This window comes from Bacillus sp. N6, assembly GCF_052805735.1.
The window spans coordinates 4,159,089-4,175,667 of the sequence record NZ_CM127843.1; the positions used below are offsets into that span (position 1 = coordinate 4,159,089).

General features: G+C 36.1%; 17 protein-coding genes and 2 riboswitches. Of the genes, 5 read left to right on the forward strand and 12 right to left on the reverse strand.

Translation table 11 applies throughout. The annotated features are described in order from the left end of the window. Window positions 1-25: 25 nt before the first annotated feature. The 6 genes from ACUXVC_RS21410 to ACUXVC_RS21435 all read right to left on the reverse strand — a co-directional run bounded on the left by ACUXVC_RS21410 (window position 26) and on the right by ACUXVC_RS21435 (window position 7,826). Window positions 26-514 carry a hypothetical protein gene (locus ACUXVC_RS21410; protein WP_139213257.1) on the reverse strand — a complete coding sequence of 163 codons (489 nt, stop codon included), beginning with the start codon at window positions 512-514 and terminating at the stop codon, window positions 26-28. A gap of 79 nt (window positions 515-593) precedes the next feature. Next, entirely contained in the window at window positions 594-968 is a 375-nt protein-coding gene (locus ACUXVC_RS21415) for a nucleoside 2-deoxyribosyltransferase (protein WP_088020495.1), read from the reverse strand. Between the two features lie 95 nt (window positions 969-1,063). Continuing rightward, window positions 1,064-1,324 (reverse strand): DUF3966 domain-containing protein, encoded by a 261-nt coding sequence (locus tag ACUXVC_RS21420; RefSeq protein ID WP_000817964.1) that lies wholly within the window; start codon window positions 1,322-1,324, stop codon window positions 1,064-1,066. Window positions 1,325-1,518: 194 nt separating this feature from the next. Continuing rightward, on the reverse strand, window positions 1,519-2,577 hold the full coding sequence (murG, locus tag ACUXVC_RS21425; RefSeq protein WP_000724780.1) for an undecaprenyldiphospho-muramoylpentapeptide beta-N-acetylglucosaminyltransferase: 1,059 nt from the start codon (window positions 2,575-2,577) through the stop codon (window positions 1,519-1,521). A gap of 18 nt (window positions 2,578-2,595) precedes the next feature. Next, entirely contained in the window at window positions 2,596-5,994 is a 3,399-nt protein-coding gene (metH, locus tag ACUXVC_RS21430; protein WP_095690213.1) for a methionine synthase, read from the reverse strand. Further along, the gene (locus ACUXVC_RS21435) at window positions 5,994-7,826 is read right to left on the reverse strand and encodes a bifunctional homocysteine S-methyltransferase/methylenetetrahydrofolate reductase (protein WP_000770353.1); all 1,833 of its coding nucleotides are present in this window, start codon (window positions 7,824-7,826) and stop codon (window positions 5,994-5,996) included. Before ACUXVC_RS21435 ends, metH begins: the two co-directional genes overlap by 1 nt. Before the next feature lie 70 nt (window positions 7,827-7,896). Then, window positions 7,897-8,006, reverse strand: a riboswitch (SAM riboswitch). A gap of 203 nt (window positions 8,007-8,209) precedes the next feature. After that, window positions 8,210-8,320: riboswitch (SAM riboswitch) on the forward strand. Between the two features lie 94 nt (window positions 8,321-8,414). Between ACUXVC_RS21435 and metI the strand changes: the two genes are divergently transcribed. The 4 genes from metI to ACUXVC_RS21455 all read left to right on the forward strand — a co-directional run bounded on the left by metI (window position 8,415) and on the right by ACUXVC_RS21455 (window position 12,091). Beyond that, window positions 8,415-9,527, forward strand: a complete 1,113-nt coding sequence (metI, locus tag ACUXVC_RS21440; RefSeq protein ID WP_095690212.1) for a cystathionine gamma-synthase/O-acetylhomoserine thiolyase — start codon at window positions 8,415-8,417, stop codon at window positions 9,525-9,527. After that, window positions 9,524-10,687: a cystathionine beta-lyase gene (metC, locus tag ACUXVC_RS21445; protein ID WP_446025835.1), complete on the forward strand. Its 1,164-nt coding sequence runs from the start codon at window positions 9,524-9,526 to the stop codon at window positions 10,685-10,687. The genes metI and metC overlap by 4 nt, the downstream gene beginning before the upstream one ends. 167 nt (window positions 10,688-10,854) lie before the next feature. Further along, window positions 10,855-11,367 carry a cysteine hydrolase family protein gene (locus tag ACUXVC_RS21450; protein ID WP_446025836.1) on the forward strand — a complete coding sequence of 171 codons (513 nt, stop codon included), beginning with the start codon at window positions 10,855-10,857 and terminating at the stop codon, window positions 11,365-11,367. 433 nt (window positions 11,368-11,800) lie between these two features. Next, complete coding sequence (locus ACUXVC_RS21455; protein ID WP_000894377.1) at window positions 11,801-12,091, forward strand: ArsR/SmtB family transcription factor; 291 nt, start codon at window positions 11,801-11,803, stop codon at window positions 12,089-12,091. A gap of 142 nt (window positions 12,092-12,233) precedes the next feature. On the opposite strand, the gene ACUXVC_RS21460 is transcribed toward ACUXVC_RS21455, so the two are convergent. Together ACUXVC_RS21460 and ACUXVC_RS21465 are read right to left on the reverse strand one after the other, a co-directional pair. Further along, the gene (locus ACUXVC_RS21460; RefSeq protein WP_065229363.1) at window positions 12,234-13,346 is read right to left on the reverse strand and encodes a class I SAM-dependent methyltransferase; all 1,113 of its coding nucleotides are present in this window, start codon (window positions 13,344-13,346) and stop codon (window positions 12,234-12,236) included. 9 nt (window positions 13,347-13,355) lie between these two features. Beyond that, the gene (locus ACUXVC_RS21465; protein ID WP_144465073.1) at window positions 13,356-13,985 is read right to left on the reverse strand and encodes an MBL fold metallo-hydrolase; all 630 of its coding nucleotides are present in this window, start codon (window positions 13,983-13,985) and stop codon (window positions 13,356-13,358) included. A 170-nt stretch (window positions 13,986-14,155) separates the two neighbouring features. On the opposite strand from ACUXVC_RS21465, the gene ACUXVC_RS21470 reads away from it, so the two are divergent. Next, complete coding sequence (locus ACUXVC_RS21470; RefSeq protein ID WP_000524852.1) at window positions 14,156-14,329, forward strand: DUF2759 domain-containing protein; 174 nt, start codon at window positions 14,156-14,158, stop codon at window positions 14,327-14,329. A gap of 80 nt (window positions 14,330-14,409) precedes the next feature. Here the strand turns inward: ACUXVC_RS21470 and glcK are convergent, their stop codons facing one another. The 4 genes from glcK to rpmG form a co-directional block, all read right to left on the reverse strand. Beyond that, window positions 14,410-15,393 carry a glucokinase gene (gene glcK, locus ACUXVC_RS21475; RefSeq protein WP_098127709.1) on the reverse strand — a complete coding sequence of 328 codons (984 nt, stop codon included), beginning with the start codon at window positions 15,391-15,393 and terminating at the stop codon, window positions 14,410-14,412. 19 nt (window positions 15,394-15,412) lie between these two features. Beyond that, window positions 15,413-15,613, reverse strand: a complete 201-nt coding sequence (locus ACUXVC_RS21480) for a YqgQ family protein (RefSeq protein WP_000253699.1) — start codon at window positions 15,611-15,613, stop codon at window positions 15,413-15,415. Between the two features lie 102 nt (window positions 15,614-15,715). Continuing rightward, complete coding sequence (locus tag ACUXVC_RS21485; RefSeq protein ID WP_000656861.1) at window positions 15,716-16,294, reverse strand: 5-formyltetrahydrofolate cyclo-ligase; 579 nt, start codon at window positions 16,292-16,294, stop codon at window positions 15,716-15,718. Between the two features lie 104 nt (window positions 16,295-16,398). Next, window positions 16,399-16,548, reverse strand: coding sequence for a 50S ribosomal protein L33 (rpmG, locus tag ACUXVC_RS21490; RefSeq protein ID WP_001265616.1), 150 nt, complete (start codon window positions 16,546-16,548; stop codon window positions 16,399-16,401). Window positions 16,549-16,579: the final 31 nt, after the last annotated feature.

The following is a 16,579-nucleotide window of genomic DNA, read 5'->3' on the forward strand; positions in this document are numbered from 1 at the left end:
GTGATTGAATCACGTTCTTTTTTCATTATATGTTCATCTTTTCCTTTAGTTGTAATCCTGTAACAGATTCTAATACATCCATCGATTCTCCAAATGTCATATCAAAAATTGTATTGTTCTCTATGTACGGAAACTGTCTGAAACGCTTTTCTAACACCTTTACAGCATCTGATGTAAAGTTTGCACTATCAATGCCAAATTCTGTTTCAAGAAGAACGATCCAATCTAACACATGAAAACCTAATCCATTGACGAATGCAATAAGTTTTTCTTCTGGGTTTGAAGATAAGAATACTTGGCGTTCCATCTCACTAAAAAGTTCTTCTCCTAAGATTTCAGCTAACTCATCATCATGTTCACGTTCAACAAGTTCTTCGTAGCCGTAATCATCCACAAGCTCTTCTACTTCTTCACTATCCTGACAAAGCAATTGACTAAGAAGTGCCTCTTTCTTAAATTCACTATTTTGTACGACTTCTAAAAAGCTCGTTTCCCATCCATTTTCTAATTTCATATTATGTACTCCTTTATATACGTTTCTTATCATCACTGTACCCAAAAGATCACTTTTATAACCTTTTAGGTAGTTACTATTATTTCACATGATTCATAACATAAGATGCAAACTCAGCTACATCTCCTTCAAAAATATTTATTTCTGGCAAGTGATAGAACGTTGTTTGGAGCGGGTTTCCTGCATCATATACATATATCGTTTTCTCTAGTGCAATCGCCATTCCAAACTCTGTATGGCTCCCGTTTCCGCCATCTAATATAAGTAAAAACACATCCGCTTCTTTTACAGCATTTTTTTCTGCCTGACCAATTTCTCTTAATTGTTCTTGATTCACTGCTCTTTCGTTTTTGGTCCAATCATATGTATGGTGCCATCCTGCATGTTTCAGTTCATTTGCTACGGAACATACAAGATGTTTATTTTGGAAACCTGAGGCGATATAAAAATTCATTTATATACACTCCTTCATTATGTATGGGGAAACTCCTTTTTAGCGTTAATTGTTATAGCTATAATAAAGAACAACTTCAAAAAAAATCCCCATCTTTAAAACTTATTTGCGTTTAAATGATGGGATGCTTCATGGTCTTCTTTTATTTTTTGTTTTTTATAACTTTCATCAGCTAACATTTCTAGTTCAGCTGTTATCTCTGATTTTTCAAGCTCTCTTTCTTGCGAAAATTTCCTTGAAATATAAACAATAACACTACCAACGTACAACACAAAGCATATAATAAGTGCAGTATTTTCATAGAGACTTAGCTCCAACACAGTCACTCCTAATCCATTCGTATTTTCACGCTTCATTAATTGGAATTTCCCTATTAACCCATTTGTTATCCCGCTATTTGAGGGCAGTAAAACCCCCTCCTCAAATTCCAGTGAAAGCAAAGAAGTCAGATGGAGCATGCCCCCAACTGATTAAAGTTTCACTTTATTGTAACATAAAAATATCAATTCTTGGAATCTTTCACCCTACTAAAAGAGGCATGATTGTTTCATCATGCCTCTGAAATATTTTGAATGATTGTTTTAATTGCTTCTTTTCCATTATATTTTTTTAGTGCTGTTTTATACTTCTCATTATTTTGATTCAATTCTTCGACATACTTTATAAGAGATTTTACAGTTACATCTTCTTCATATAATACGGAGGCATACCCTTGCCTTTCAAAGGACTCTGCATTTAATATTTGATCTCCACGGCTTGCAAATTTCGATAATGGAATTAAAACCATCGGCTTTTGTAATGTTAAAAATTCAAAAATTGCGTTGGAGCCCGCGCGTGAAATAACAAAATCTGTTACCGCTAATATATCTGGCAGTTCTCCATGTACATATTCAAATTGTCTATATCCTTCTTTATTTTGTAAACTTTCATCAAGGTTACCTTTTCCGCAAAGGTGAACAATTTGATACTTTTTAAGAAGTTCTGGTAATGCTTCTCGAGCCGTATCATTAATTTTTTTCGCGCCCAAGCTACCTCCCATAATCGTAATAACTGGCTTTTTACGTGAAAAACCTAAAAATGCTAAACCTGTTTCTCGATTTCCCTTCAGCACTTCTTCACGTACAGGAGATCCCGTATATATTACTTTTTCTTTCGGTAAATGTTTCGCCGCTTCTTCAAATGTAACAAATATTTTCGAAGCAAAACGAAGCGCAATTTTATTTGCTAGTCCTGGCGTCATATCAGATTCATGTAATAAAACTGGTACTCTATTTAGCCATCCTCCAATTACGACTGGTACAGATACGAAACCGCCTTTTGAAAAAATCACATCTGGTTTTAGTTTTCGAATTCTTACATACGCATCCATAACCCCCTTCATTACAAGAAAAGGATCTTTTATATTTTTTAAATCAAAATAACGACGTAGCTTTCCACTCGAAATACTATAGTAGGGAATGCCTTCCTTTTCTATAATCGTTTTCTCAATACCTTGATGAGAACCAATATAAGAGATATCCCAGTTGTCTTCCTGTAAATATGGGATAATGGCTAAATTAGGTGTTACATGTCCTGCCGAACCGCCACCTGTAAAGACTATTTTCTTCATACGTCTCCCCCTTCTAGACTATAATACACTAAAATATCTTGCCTCAGGGTGAGAAAATACCATAGCCGTTACGGACGCTTCTGGCTCCATCATGAATCCTTCTGTTAATGAAATACCTATTTCCTCTGGATGAATTAAGCGAAATAGCTTTTCTTGATCTGCAAGTTCTGGACACGCCGGATAACCAAATGACACGCGTATTCCTCTATATTTCGTACGGAAACGTTCTTCCATCGTCAGTTCAGGTGAGTCTGGAATGCCCCAGCGGTCACGAATGAGCATATGTGTTTTTTCAGCAAGTCCTTCTGCTAATTCAAGCGCTAACGATTGAATAGCATGACTACGTAAGTAATCACCTTTCGCCTTCCACTCTTCAGCAATGTCCCGAACTCCTTCCCCAACCGTAACAGATAAGAAAGCAACATAGTCCATCTCATCTCCAATTGGGCGCAAATAATCGCCTAAAGTACGATAGGGAGCCTTTCCTTGTCTAGGGAATGTGAAACGCTCTATAACACGCGTATGATCTTCTGGATCATATATTACAATGTTTTGTCCGTCGCTTTGCGCTGGGAAAAATTGATACACTGCTTTCGGCTTTAACCAAGATTGTCCTTCCTGCAATAATTCATCTATTAAATCATTTAATTCATGTGCTCTCTTATCTCCCTCTTTCAAAAGCTTCTTCACATTTCCTTTTAATCCAAGGTGATGCCCAAGTAGCATTTGTCTATTTAAAAATGGAGCGAGATGAAGAGCCGGAATATCACGTAATACAATTCGTTTTGTTGAATCAGGCACCATAACCTCAGCCTTCGGTAATGGCTCAATTACTGCTGGAATTTCTACTTTCTTCTCCTCTATTTTTACGATATGAAGATGACGTTCTTTTTTATCCTGTTTCATCTTCTCACGCTCTTCTTCTTTTTGAAGCTTATTAATAATATCGAGCCCCGTCATCGCATCACTCGCATAACAAACGAGCCCTTTATATGATGGTGAAATTCGATTATCTGTAAACTTTCTCGTTAACGCTGCACCACCTACAACAATGGGCACATCAATATTTGCTGCTTTTAAATCTTCAGCAGTCGTTACCATTTGTTGCGCTGATTTTACTAATAAACCTGAAAGGCCTATAATGTCCGGCTTCTTTTCTTGTACTTCTTGAACAATTCGATCCGAACGTACATTAATTCCTAAATTAATAATCTCATATCCGTTATTCGCTAAAATAATTTCAACGAGATTTTTCCCAATATCATGCACATCACCTTTTACAGTTGCTAATAATACTTTCCCTTTTTTTGCACTATCGCTAGATTCCATATGTGGCTCTAAATAACTTACAGCAGCTTTCATACTTTCGGCACTTTGCAATACTTCAGCAACAATAAGTTCATTATTATTAAATAGTCGTCCTACCTCATCCATCCCTGTCATAAGCGGACCGTTAATAATATCAAGAGGTTTTCTTCCTTCTTCAAGTGCAAGACTTAAATCCTCGTGTAATCCTTGTTTCGTACCTTCTACAATATAATTTGCTAGTCGTTCATCTAGCGTTAACGTTTCTTGCACAACGACATCTTTCTTTTTAGCGACTCGGTAAAAGTTTGTAAATTCTTCTAACGTCTCTTTCGTCGTTTCAAACAGTAATGCATCTGCAAGGTGTTTTTCTTCCTCTGGAATCGACGCATAGCGTTCTAATTTTTCCGTATTAACAATCGCGTAATCTAATCCAGCCTTCGTAGCATGATATAAAAAGACGGAATTCAATACTTCACGTCCAGCCGGTGGTAAACCAAATGATATGTTACTTACACCTAAAATCGTTAAACACTCTGGTAACGCTTCTTTAATAAGGCGAATGCCCTCTATAGTCGCTGCCGCTGAACCAATATATTCTTCATCACCTGTCCCTACTGGAAACACAAGTGCATCAAAAATAATATCTGACGGGCGTATCCCATATTTCGTCGTTAATAATTCGTAACTTCTTTTTGCAATTTCTAATTTTCTTTCAGCACTTACTGCCATACCATCTTCATCGATTGTACCAACTACAATTGCAGCACCATACTTACGAAGAAGCGGTGTTACCTTTTCAAAACGCTCTTCTCCATCTTCTAAATTAATAGAGTTGATAACAGCTTTTCCTTGAATATAAGTAAGTGCTCTTGCCATAACATTTTCATCCGTTGAATCAATCATAATCGGTACTTTTAACACTTTCGTAACTTCTGTCAAAAATTTCTCCATATCTTCTATTTCATCACGATCAGGATCTGCCATACAAATATCAATAATATGAGCATTTTTCTTCACTTGCGCTCTTGCCACTTCAGCAGCCTCTTCAAATTTCCCTTCTGCTACTAATCGTTTAAATTTACGTGATCCAATAACATTCGTTCTTTCACCTACAAATAACGGTCTCATAGACTCATCATATTGCAGTGCCTCTAATCCACTAATTCCATGTCCTTCTCTCTCATGATGGTCACGAGGCTTAAGAGATGCTAGTGCTTCTTTCATTGCTTTTATATGTTCTGGTGTCGTGCCACAACAACCACCGATAATATTAACCCATCCTTCTTCAGCAAATCGCTTCACCTTTTCAGCGAGAGAAGATGGAGACTCATGGTAATGTCCATCTTCATCAGGAAGACCTGCATTTGGATAACAAGAAATGTAACACTCCGATAAATCAGATAGTGAACGAATATGGTCCCTCATAAACTCCGGACCAGTCGCACAATTTAACCCAACAGATAATGGTTTCATATGTTCTACTGATAAATAAAAAGCTTCAATTGTTTGCCCAGCCAGAGTCGTTCCCATTGGCTCAATCGTTCCTGAAATCATAATAGGAACCGTTTTTTTCAGTTCTTCAAAAGCAACTTGAATTCCAATATAAGCTGCTTTCACGTTACGCATATCTTGACTCGTCTCAACGAGTAATACATCAACTTCTCCTTTTAATAATCCTCGTGCCTGCCTTGTATAAGCCTCAATCAATTCTTCAAAAGTCACACCACCAGTAACACTAATTGCTTTCGTTGTTGGTCCCATCGCTCCCGCAACATATACTTCCTTACCGCTTTCTTTAACAGCTTGCTTCGCCAAAAGTGCTGCCTTTTCATTTAGTTCTTCATCTAAATGAGACAGCTCATAATCACTTAGTACAATATTCGTTGCCCCAAATGTATTTGTTTCAATAATATCCGCTCCAGCTTCAATATAAGCTTTATGAATCTTTAAAATAACGTCTGGTCTTGTTTCTACTAAATATTCATTACAGCCCTCGTACTCTTCTCCTCCGAAATCTTCAGCAGTTAAATCCTCTTGCTGAATCATTGTTCCCATTGCACCATCTAATATTAAAATGCTATTTTGTAATTTTTCTTCTATACACTTCATCAATTAATACCTTCTTTCACTTCTTGCTTTTCTCTTACATATTTAACAAGATGTTCTGTAATTTCATATTTTAAAAATGGTGTAATAAGATAAATACCATTAAAATATTTCATCGCTGCGTCGATCAATTCTTGCGAAATGCGAATCCCTTCCTCAATTGCCGCCTCTTTCGTTTCGTGTCCATCCATTCTCTCTCTTATTTCTTCTGGAAGAGTAATACCCGGTACCTCAAAATGAAGAAAATCTGCATTCCGCTTACTTACTAACGGCATAATTCCAATAAAAATAGGTTGTTCCAAATGCTTTGTCGCTTCATACACTTCTTCAATTAACGCGATATCGTAAATTGGCTGAGTTAAAAAATATTCCGCTCCAGCATCTATTTTTCGTTCCATTCGCTTAACCGCTGCTTTTAAGTGCCTCACGTGAGGATTAAATGCGCCGCCTACAGAAAACCTTGTCGCCGGTCCAATTGATTTCCCTAAAATTGAACGTCCATCGTTCATTTCTTTAATCATTTTAATGAGCTCAATAGAGGACAAATCGTATACAGAAGTTGCACCAGGAAAATCACCAACGCGCGCTGGATCACCAGTTAAAGCTAACACTTCTTCCATCCCTAACGCCGATAAACCTAACAAATGAGATTGTAGTCCAATGACGTTATGATCCCTACACGTTAAATGTGTCAATACCGGGATATCATGCTTCGTTAATAACGCACCCATTGCCATATTAGAAATACGAGGCGATGCTAATGAATTATCTGCTAGAGTAATAGCATCTGCTCCCGCTCTTTTTAAAGCTCTTGCTCCTTCAAAAAACCGCTGTGTATCTAACGTTTTCGGTGGATCTAATTCCACTACAACTGTCGTTTGTTTTTTCGCTTTCTCTGCTAGAGTGACGTGAGCCTTCGAACGTTTCTCATGCGTATGAACAACTTTCGGCCTTTGAATGGTGTCTTTTTCTATTACAGGTGTAACATTCGCAACAGCGTGCTTCATACTTTGAATATGTTCTGGAGTCGTACCACAACAACCACCTAATAACCGAATACCTTGCTCAATAAATCTCGGCGTCATCGCCTCAAAATAAGCTGGGCTTCCCTCATATACGTAACGTCCCTCCACATAATTCGGGAGACCTGCATTTGGGTATGCTGATAAATAGCCATTTTGCGGAATCGATATCATTTTGAAAGCCTCCGTCATATGAAGCGGCCCTAGTTGACAATTTAATCCAACAACATTTGCACCGTAATCTATAAGTTGCTTTAATATTTCATTGACATCATTTCCATTTTGAGTCGTACCTGCTTCATGTAACGCTAATTGAGCAACAATTGGAATGTTCGTTTGCTTACGCAATACTTTAACAGCATGAAGTAATTCAAATTCATCGTAAAAAGTTTCTAATAGTAATCCATCAACCTGTTCTTCTAGTAAAGCCCCTGCCTGTTCAAGTAGCATAAACTCCCTTTCCATATCAGTCGTTGTAACGGCTCCGATATGTTTCATACCACCAATTGTTCCTAAAATTGCATTTTTATCTGTCACAGATGCTTTCGCCAGTTTTACTGCCGCTCTATTAATTTCTGTAACTTGATTTTCTAAGCCGTACATACGTAATTTCGCCTCATTTGCTCCATACGTATTCGTTTGAATTACATCTGCTCCAGCAGCTACATATTGTTTATGAATCGATATAATTAAGTCTGGATCAGATACATTCAATTCTTCAAAGCTACTTTGCAAGCCATGTGAATGCAATAACGTCCCAACCGCACCATCACCTATTACAATTCCTTTTGATAATAAATCTAGTAATTTCACGAATCTCCCTCATTTCTATCAATATAAAAACCCCCTCTTCACTTTGAAGAGGGGGACATAATCGTTCCTCCTCTTATTATGCAAAACATTCGTTTTGCAGGTATTAGCACCGTTTCAAACATTTCGTTTGAAGGTTGCCGGGTTTCACAGGGCCTTTCCCTCCACCGCTCTCAATAAGAGTTGTCTTTATTATTTTATTTATGTAGCTAAAAGGAAATGCGTTCCCCTTTTAACAATGTTTGTTAATTTTTTAATAAATTTAGCATGCACAAAAGTAAAAGTCAATGACACTTGCGGAAAAATAAAAATTTTTCAAAATAAAGTTGCAATTCAATTATCTTTTGTTGTAAAGTTAAAAACATAATAAAAATTTCATACGAACATTCTTATCTAGAGAGGTAGAGGGACTGGCCCTGTGACGCCTCAGCAACCATTAACATTTTGTTAATAAGGTGCTAATTCCAGCAAATTGTGAAAGATTTGACAGATGAGAAGAAGACTCTATTCAAACCGAAAGCCTTCTTCTTAGAAGGCTTTTTTTATTTTATATTCACTTAATGTTTCAATTTAAAAAGGAGGAATTTTCACATGTCAACAATCGAAACAAAACTAGCACAAATCGGCAATCGCAGTGAAACTACAACTGGAACGGTTAATCCACCAGTTTATTTCTCAACCGCTTATCGTCATGAAGGAATTGGTAAATCTACTGGCTTTGACTATTCACGAACTGGCAATCCAACTCGAGGTCTTTTAGAACAGGCAATCGCAGACTTAGAATATGGCGAACAAGGTTATGCCTGTAGTTCAGGGATGGCGGCTGTTCTCCTCGTCCTTTCTCTATTCCGCTCTGGAGACGAACTTATTGTATCTGAAGATTTATACGGTGGAACGTATCGATTATTTTCTGAACATGAAAAAAAGTGGAATGTTCGATGTAGATACGTAAATACACAGTCTATTAAACAAATTGAGCAAGCTATCACAACTGAAACGAAGGCTATTTTCATAGAAACTCCAACTAATCCATTAATGCAAGTTACTGATATTGCTGCAGTCGCAACTGTAGCGAAAAGGCACGGACTACTTCTTATTGTAGACAACACATTCTACACACCTTATATACAGCAACCATTAACAGAAGGTGCTGACATTGTACTTCACAGCGCAACGAAATATTTAGGGGGACATAACGATGTACTAAGCGGACTTGTCGTTGCAAAAGGAAAGGAACTTTGTGAAGAAATCGCTCATTATCATAATGCATCAGGTGCAGTTTTAAGCCCATTTGACTCATGGTTATTAATTCGCGGTATGAAAACGTTAGCGCTTCGCATGAGACAGCATGAAGAAAATGCGAAAGCAGTTGTTGCATATTTAAATGATGAAGACGGGGTGACAGATGTATTTTATCCTGGAAGAGGCGGCATGATTTCATTTCGCCTTAAAGATGAAGCTTGGATTAATCCATTCTTACAATCTTTATCCTTAATTACATTTGCCGAAAGTCTTGGTGGTGTAGAAAGTTTAATGACTTATCCAGCAACGCAAACACATGCTGATATTCCTGAAGAAATTAGAACAGCAAACGGTGTATGTAATCGTCTTCTTCGATTCTCCGTTGGCATTGAAAATAGTAACGATTTAATTCAAGACTTAAAGCAAGCCATTACACTTGTAAAAGAAGGTGTAAGAATATGAGTTATTCTATAGATACACTCTTACTACACAACCAATATAAACATGACTCGCAAACAGGAGCTGTGAACGTTCCTATCTATAACACATCAACTTTTCACCAGTTTGATGTAGATACGTTCGGAAAATATGACTATAGCAGGTCAGGAAATCCAACTCGTGAAGCTCTTGAAGATATCATTGCTTTATTAGAAGGTGGAACAAAGGGATTCGCCTTTGCATCAGGCATTGCAGCGATTTCCACTGCATTCCTCCTTCTTTCACAAGGTGATCACGTACTCATTTCAGAAGATGTATACGGAGGAACTTACCGAGGGATAACTGAGGTACTCTCCCGTTACGGTGTTTCACATACATTTGTTGATATGACCAATTTAGAAGAAATAAAACAAAGCATTAAACCAAATACAAAGCTCTTTTATGTAGAAACACCTTCTAATCCACTTTTAAAGGTGACAGATATTCGCGAGGTTTCTAAACTTGCAAAATCTATTGGGGCTCTTACTTTTGTTGATAATACATTTTTGACACCACTATTCCAAAAACCACTTGAACTTGGAGCTGATGTTGTTCTTCATAGTGCCACAAAATTTATTGCTGGGCATAGTGATGTTACTGCCGGATTAGCAGTAGTAAAAGATGCAGAACTCGCTCAAAAACTTGGATTTTTACAAAATGCATTCGGTGCTATTTTAGGACCTCAAGATTGTTCTCTCGTACTTCGCGGTCTAAAAACATTACATGTACGCCTCGAGCATTCAGCTAAAAATGCCAATAAAATTGCACATTATTTACAAGAGCACGCTAAAGTACAAAATGTCTATTATCCGGGATTACAAACACATCTCGGATTTGATATTCAACAATCTCAAGCAACATCAGCTGGAGCAGTCTTATCATTTACTTTGCAGTCAGAAGATGCACTCCGCCAATTTTTATCAAAAGTAAAATTACCTGTTTTTGCAGTTAGTTTAGGAGCTGTAGAGTCAATTCTTTCTTATCCAGCAAAAATGTCACATGCAGCACTGTCGCAAGAAGCTCGTGATGAAAGAGGAATCTCTAATTCATTACTTCGGTTATCAGTCGGTCTTGAAAATGTTAACGATTTAATATCCGATTTTGAAGATGCCCTTTCTTATGTAGAAGAACCTGTAAATGCATAGAGAAAAAAGAAGATATGAGAATAGGTTTTCATATCTTCTTTTTATGCGATTTAGTTATATTCATTTGAATTTTTTTCTTTTCTTATAGTCCAAAAAATAAAAGTATATCATCTATTTCTAAATAATGGATTAATTGATATATTAAGAAATACAAAGGGGTGAAGATAATGGATACTTGTGCAGATATTTTAATCGTTATCGATTTACAAAATGGCGTATGTTATGGCGGAGAGCATTTATTTGATTTACAGAACTTACTAACAAAAGTAAATAAAAGAATTTCTTCATACAGAAAATTAAATAAACCAATCCTTTTTGTTCAACATTGTGATGATGATTTAGTACCCGAGAAAGAAATTTGGGCTATTCATACCGATCTTGATGTTCAAGAACAAGATTTTTTTGTAAGAAAAACACATGCAAATTCATTTTATAAAACAAACTTAAAAGAAATTTTAGATCAATTATCTGTAAATCCCATTGAATTTTGCGGTGCCCAAACAGAGTACTGTATGGATGCTACGATTAAGTTTGCCCACGGACTGGGATACGAAAACTTTATGGTACAGAAAACAACCTCTACGTTGAATAATCCTTTTATGTCCGCAAAAGAGACAATTGATTTTTACGAGAACATATGGAATCACAGATTTTTAACGTTGCTAAAAGATGCATTTTAGAATAAATGACTAATGACTTGATTATCCTAAGATTTATCAGCCGTAATCAAATATTTCATTATCACCATAAAGAAGCGAATTACATTCAGCTTCTTTTCTTTTAACCTGTTTTATATTCTATATATATCATTATAATTCCTTTGTCATATTATTTTAAAAATTTAGTATATTCATTTGAAAGAATAAGAAAATCATGATAAAATTGTGTTACAAATATATCTATATCTTTCAATTTTTAAAACGCATCGAAATTTTCACCCAAAAATGTCATTTTACAAAAACGTGCTAATTTACCTATTTTATTTACATCATGGTCTCTTTTCTTACAATTTCTTTACTTTAGGACTTTTTTTCTGCAACAACTATTTTCTTTTCTTTAAATTTTTGGTATGTATAGTATGGTATAATAGCTCACACGGAGGTGGAAAAGAACATGTTAGAAACCTTTCAAAAAGAATTAGAACTATATGAAAGTAATGCAGAATTATTAAAAGTGCTGGCTCATCCTGTTCGTTTATGTATCGTAAAAGGATTAATTGAGCGCGGTCCAAGCAACGTTTCTACAATGTACACTGGCTTAAACATGCCACAATCTACAATTTCACAGCATTTAGCAAAATTAAAAAGCGCTAAAATCGTTTCTAGTGAAAGAAAAGGATTGGAAATTTATTACAAAGTAGAGAACGAAACAATAATTCAACTCGTTCGCGTATTATTAGGTTAGGGACTAATAATCGAAGAAAAAGAACGTATTCTATATTTTTTATCTCATATCTTTAATATAAATATATATCATGAGAGGAAATATATAATACTACATAAGTCGTATTAAAAAACAAGACACAGTATATACTGTGTCTTGTTTTTTATATTGTTACATACCGCTCCAAATGTAAATGTTGCATATCTTTTGTATGTATAACAACATCAAACGCACTCCCTACTCCTCCATTCAAAATCATAGAACGAACTGCTCGATTTTGTTTTTGCGTTTCAGAAAAAGGATTCATATCTTGATGGCTCGTAAGCTGTTCTAATATCCCTGCAGCTAACAAGAACTCAGATTGTTTCTTATGCCATACTGCACTCATTCCTTGCATACTAAACATCTCCTTTAGCTCGTCCCAATGAATATGAGTAGTAAGATCCATTTCACCTGGATGCGCTAGTGGGTTACGTATTAGCTTATGCTGATAATAACCTCGCAAACTTCCTTCACGGTGTGCTGGATGCATCCATTCTTCTTTTGTGTATCCGTAATCAACTGTAATACATATACCTTTTTGAAACCATTTCGCGATTTCTTTTATATACTCCTCCATCACAATTGGTACTTCAAAACGTTGCCCTTCAGCAATATGAATATTATATTTCAATAAATATCGACCAATTCTTTTATCTAACGGCCTACATACTTCTGAAAGGTTTCCTTCCTCTGTATATGTAATACGCACTTCATACAACATACCATTTCTTTTCTCAATTATTTCAACAGGAAATGCATCAAACAACTCATTCGAAAAGAGAATTCCCTCGAAAGAATCTCCCATTTCACTATAGGAGGTATAGTACGATACATTAGAAAATGAGCCAAGTTGCTCCTGCTGTAATTTCCTATGAAAAGGGCTCACTTCAATCATTGAATAGTTTAAATCAATAAAGGTTTTTGGAGATAATTGCTTCCATTCTTGTAAAACATCATAGGCAAACTTTCCAGTTCCCCCACCAACCTCACAAATATTCGAAGCAACTTCACCATTTTCAACAAGACGAATAAAAAGTTTAGCAAAAGTTTTTGCAAAAACAGAGGATACATTGCTACTTGTAAAAAAATCCCCTTGTCTTCCAATCTTTTCACGTTCTTTCATATAATATCCATGACCTTCTGTATACAATACAAGGTTCATATACGTACTATATGAAATTGAATAATCCTTTTCTTTCCCCATCCATTCTCTTAAAATGAGCTCCATTCCCATAATGACTCCTTATTGTAAAAACGGATTATTTTCTTTTTCAAAACCAATGCTTGTTTCTGGACCATGTCCACATAACACCGCTGTCTCATCTGGTAATACAAATAATTTCTCTTCAATACTTCCAATTAATTCAGCAAAACTTCCATCAGGCAAATCTGTTCTTCCAATGCTCATTTGGAACAATACATCTCCTGAGAATACAGCATTTGCCTCTTTACTATAATAAGAAATACTTCCTGGAGAATGTCCTGGCGTCTCAAAAATTTCAAAATTAAATGATCCAATTGTTAATGTACCTTCTGCATCAATAATATGATCCGCTGGTTTTGCTGTAATACTGCGGTTCATCATAAAAATTTGAGAGCCGTTTACAGTTGCATCTCCTAACCAATCTGCTTCTTCTTTATGTACGTATACAGGAATATGAAAAGCGTCTCTTACCGCATCAACAGCACCGATATGATCAAAGTGAGCATGCGTTAATAAAACAGCCAATGGTTTTAATTGTTCTTCTTGTAAATATGTAACGAGCTTTTCACCTTCGTGCCCAGGGTCAAAGATAATGCACTCTTTTTGATCGTTCATTAAAATATAAGCATTTGTTTGTAATGGGCCTAACGGCATTTGTATCCATTCCATATGAAAATCTCCTCCAGTTATTAAACTTACTTTTAATGATACAACATTTCTTTCTCTTAGGAAAAGAAAGGATGCTATCTCGACAATCATTTTTAAAACATGTACAATATAAAAGAGTAAATATTCCAAAAACTCATAATAAGAAATGGGTAGACAGAGGAGGATATTGTATGGGCCTTGTTATTATTTTTACACTTGTCACTCTGTTAGCTGTATTTGCTACGCTTAGAACACTTCGTGAAAAAAACTTTTTCGCGAGCGGCTTTGCAATTGCAACTGTACTCGTTTTCGGATGGTTTACGATCATGACTGTTCTATATAACGGGTATCCACCAGCAGCTTAATTCGTTTACACTTTATTCTTCATCGAGATTTCACACAAAAAGAGGAAGGGTTCCCCCTTCCTCTTTTCATATTTCAAAACTTATATCATCTTCGCTTCGTATTTGTGCTTTTTTACAAGCCAAGCTCCTCCGATAACACCTGCATCATTACCAAGTGTTGCAATAGCTAACTTCGTGCTCTTTACAGCACGTGAGAAAGCGTATTGCTCGAAATAGCGTTGAATTGGTTCTAATAGCGCATCTCCAGCTTTAGACACGCCTCCACCAATAACAATTTTCTCTGGGTTCAACGTACTAGATAGGTTCGCTGCAGCTAACCCTAAATAAGAAGCTACCTTTTCTACTACTTCGCCTGCTAATTCATCACCTTGTCCAAGTGCTTCAAAGACATCTTTTGATGTAATACGTCCTTCTTCAGCTAACATAGAACGCAACATGCTTTCTTTATTAGTCTCTTGTATTTTTTGCATAGCAACACGTACAATACCTGTCGCAGATGCTACTGTTTCTAAGCAACCAGACTTCCCGCAATTACATGGGAAAGCATTTTCTGTAACTACTGTAATATGTCCAATCTCACCAGCAGCACCACTCACGCCGTGTACAATCTCACCATTGGCGATTACACCACCACCAACGCCCGTACCAAGTGTCATGCAGATTAAATCTTTTGCACCTTCACCAGCACCTTTCCACATTTCACCAAGCGCTGCTAAGTTTGCATCATTATCAATAACAACAGGTAATCCTGTTTCTACTTCTAATAAATCTTTTAGCGGATAGTTTTTCCACCCTAAATTAACCGCTTCATAAATCATTCCAGATGCCACATGTACAGGGCCAGGAGCTCCCATACCAATACCAATTAACTTGCTCTTCAATTCGCCTAATTCTTCTAGCTTTTTATCAATTGCTTTCGCAACATCAAGTGTAATATGTTTTCCTTGCTCACCTGTATTTGTAGGGATTTCCCACTTATGTAAAATTTCGCCGTATACATTAATAAATGCTAATTTAATCGTTGTACCACCAAGGTCAACACCAACTAACCATTTCTCTTCCATGTTGCTTACCTACCTTTATCTAATTCTTATTTAGCTCTTTTTGAATTTCTTGCTTCAATAAAAATAAAGCTGTTTGATAGTCTTGTGGATCGATTAGCTGTGATTGATTTAATTCACGCAATTCATCTTGCATTAATTGTAAATCTGCAATTCGATCTCCCGTATAAATAATCGTACCAAATTTCTTTAGCAATTGCTGAATATCATAAATAGATACCATTTCATCACCCTCTATGCTCACTTACTATAAAAATTATAATAAGAAAACGTTCACATATTTTATTATAATCAAGAAGAAAAAGTCTCGTCAATTTTTATTTGTCTATACAAGCTCATTTATAAGCATTGTTCCTTTTTCTGTAATAATTTTTTCTATATTTTTATCAAATGGCTCTACCGGAATGTGTTTTACCATTTGAAAATCATATGCTAATGATAGCGTTTTCCCTTTATAATGCACGAGATAACGATCATAATAGCCCCCGCCGTATCCAATCCGTTCTCCTCGCTCTGTATAAGCTACGCCTGGCACAATTTGAAGATCAATGTCATCCGCACTCACTTCTTCCGTAAGTCCCGGAATCGGTTCACGTAAATTCATATACACCGTTTCTAATTGATCAAAATCACTAATTTTCCGGAAGGACATCGTTCTTGTTCCTTTATTACACTTAGGAACCACAACTTTCTTTCCTTCTTCCCAAGCTTTTTCGATAATAGGATATGTATTCACTTCATTTTCCATTGAAAGAGTAATTCCAATTGTTTTAGCTTCAACCCACTCTTTTTGCGCATACAACGAAAATGCAATCTGTTCTGATAAAGTTGTATATTGTTCTTCTGATAAAGAATTCATGTGTTCTATTATTTGTTTACGCAAACGCACTTTCTCTTCTTTCACACATTCTCCTCCTTACAGTGACACTTTACTCTATGATGATAGTGTATCACTTTTAACATAGGAATCGAATAAAAAAAGAAACAGTAGGAAAATATTCCTACTGCTTACTTTGTTTCACGGTGTAACGTAGACTTCTTGTCACGCTTGCAATACTTTTTAAGCTCGATACGCTCAGCGTTGTTACGTTTATTTTTCTTTGAGATATAGTTACGATCTCCGCATTCTGTACATGCTAGAGTAATATTCACACGCATTCTTATTTCCCTCCAGTACTAATAACTTAAA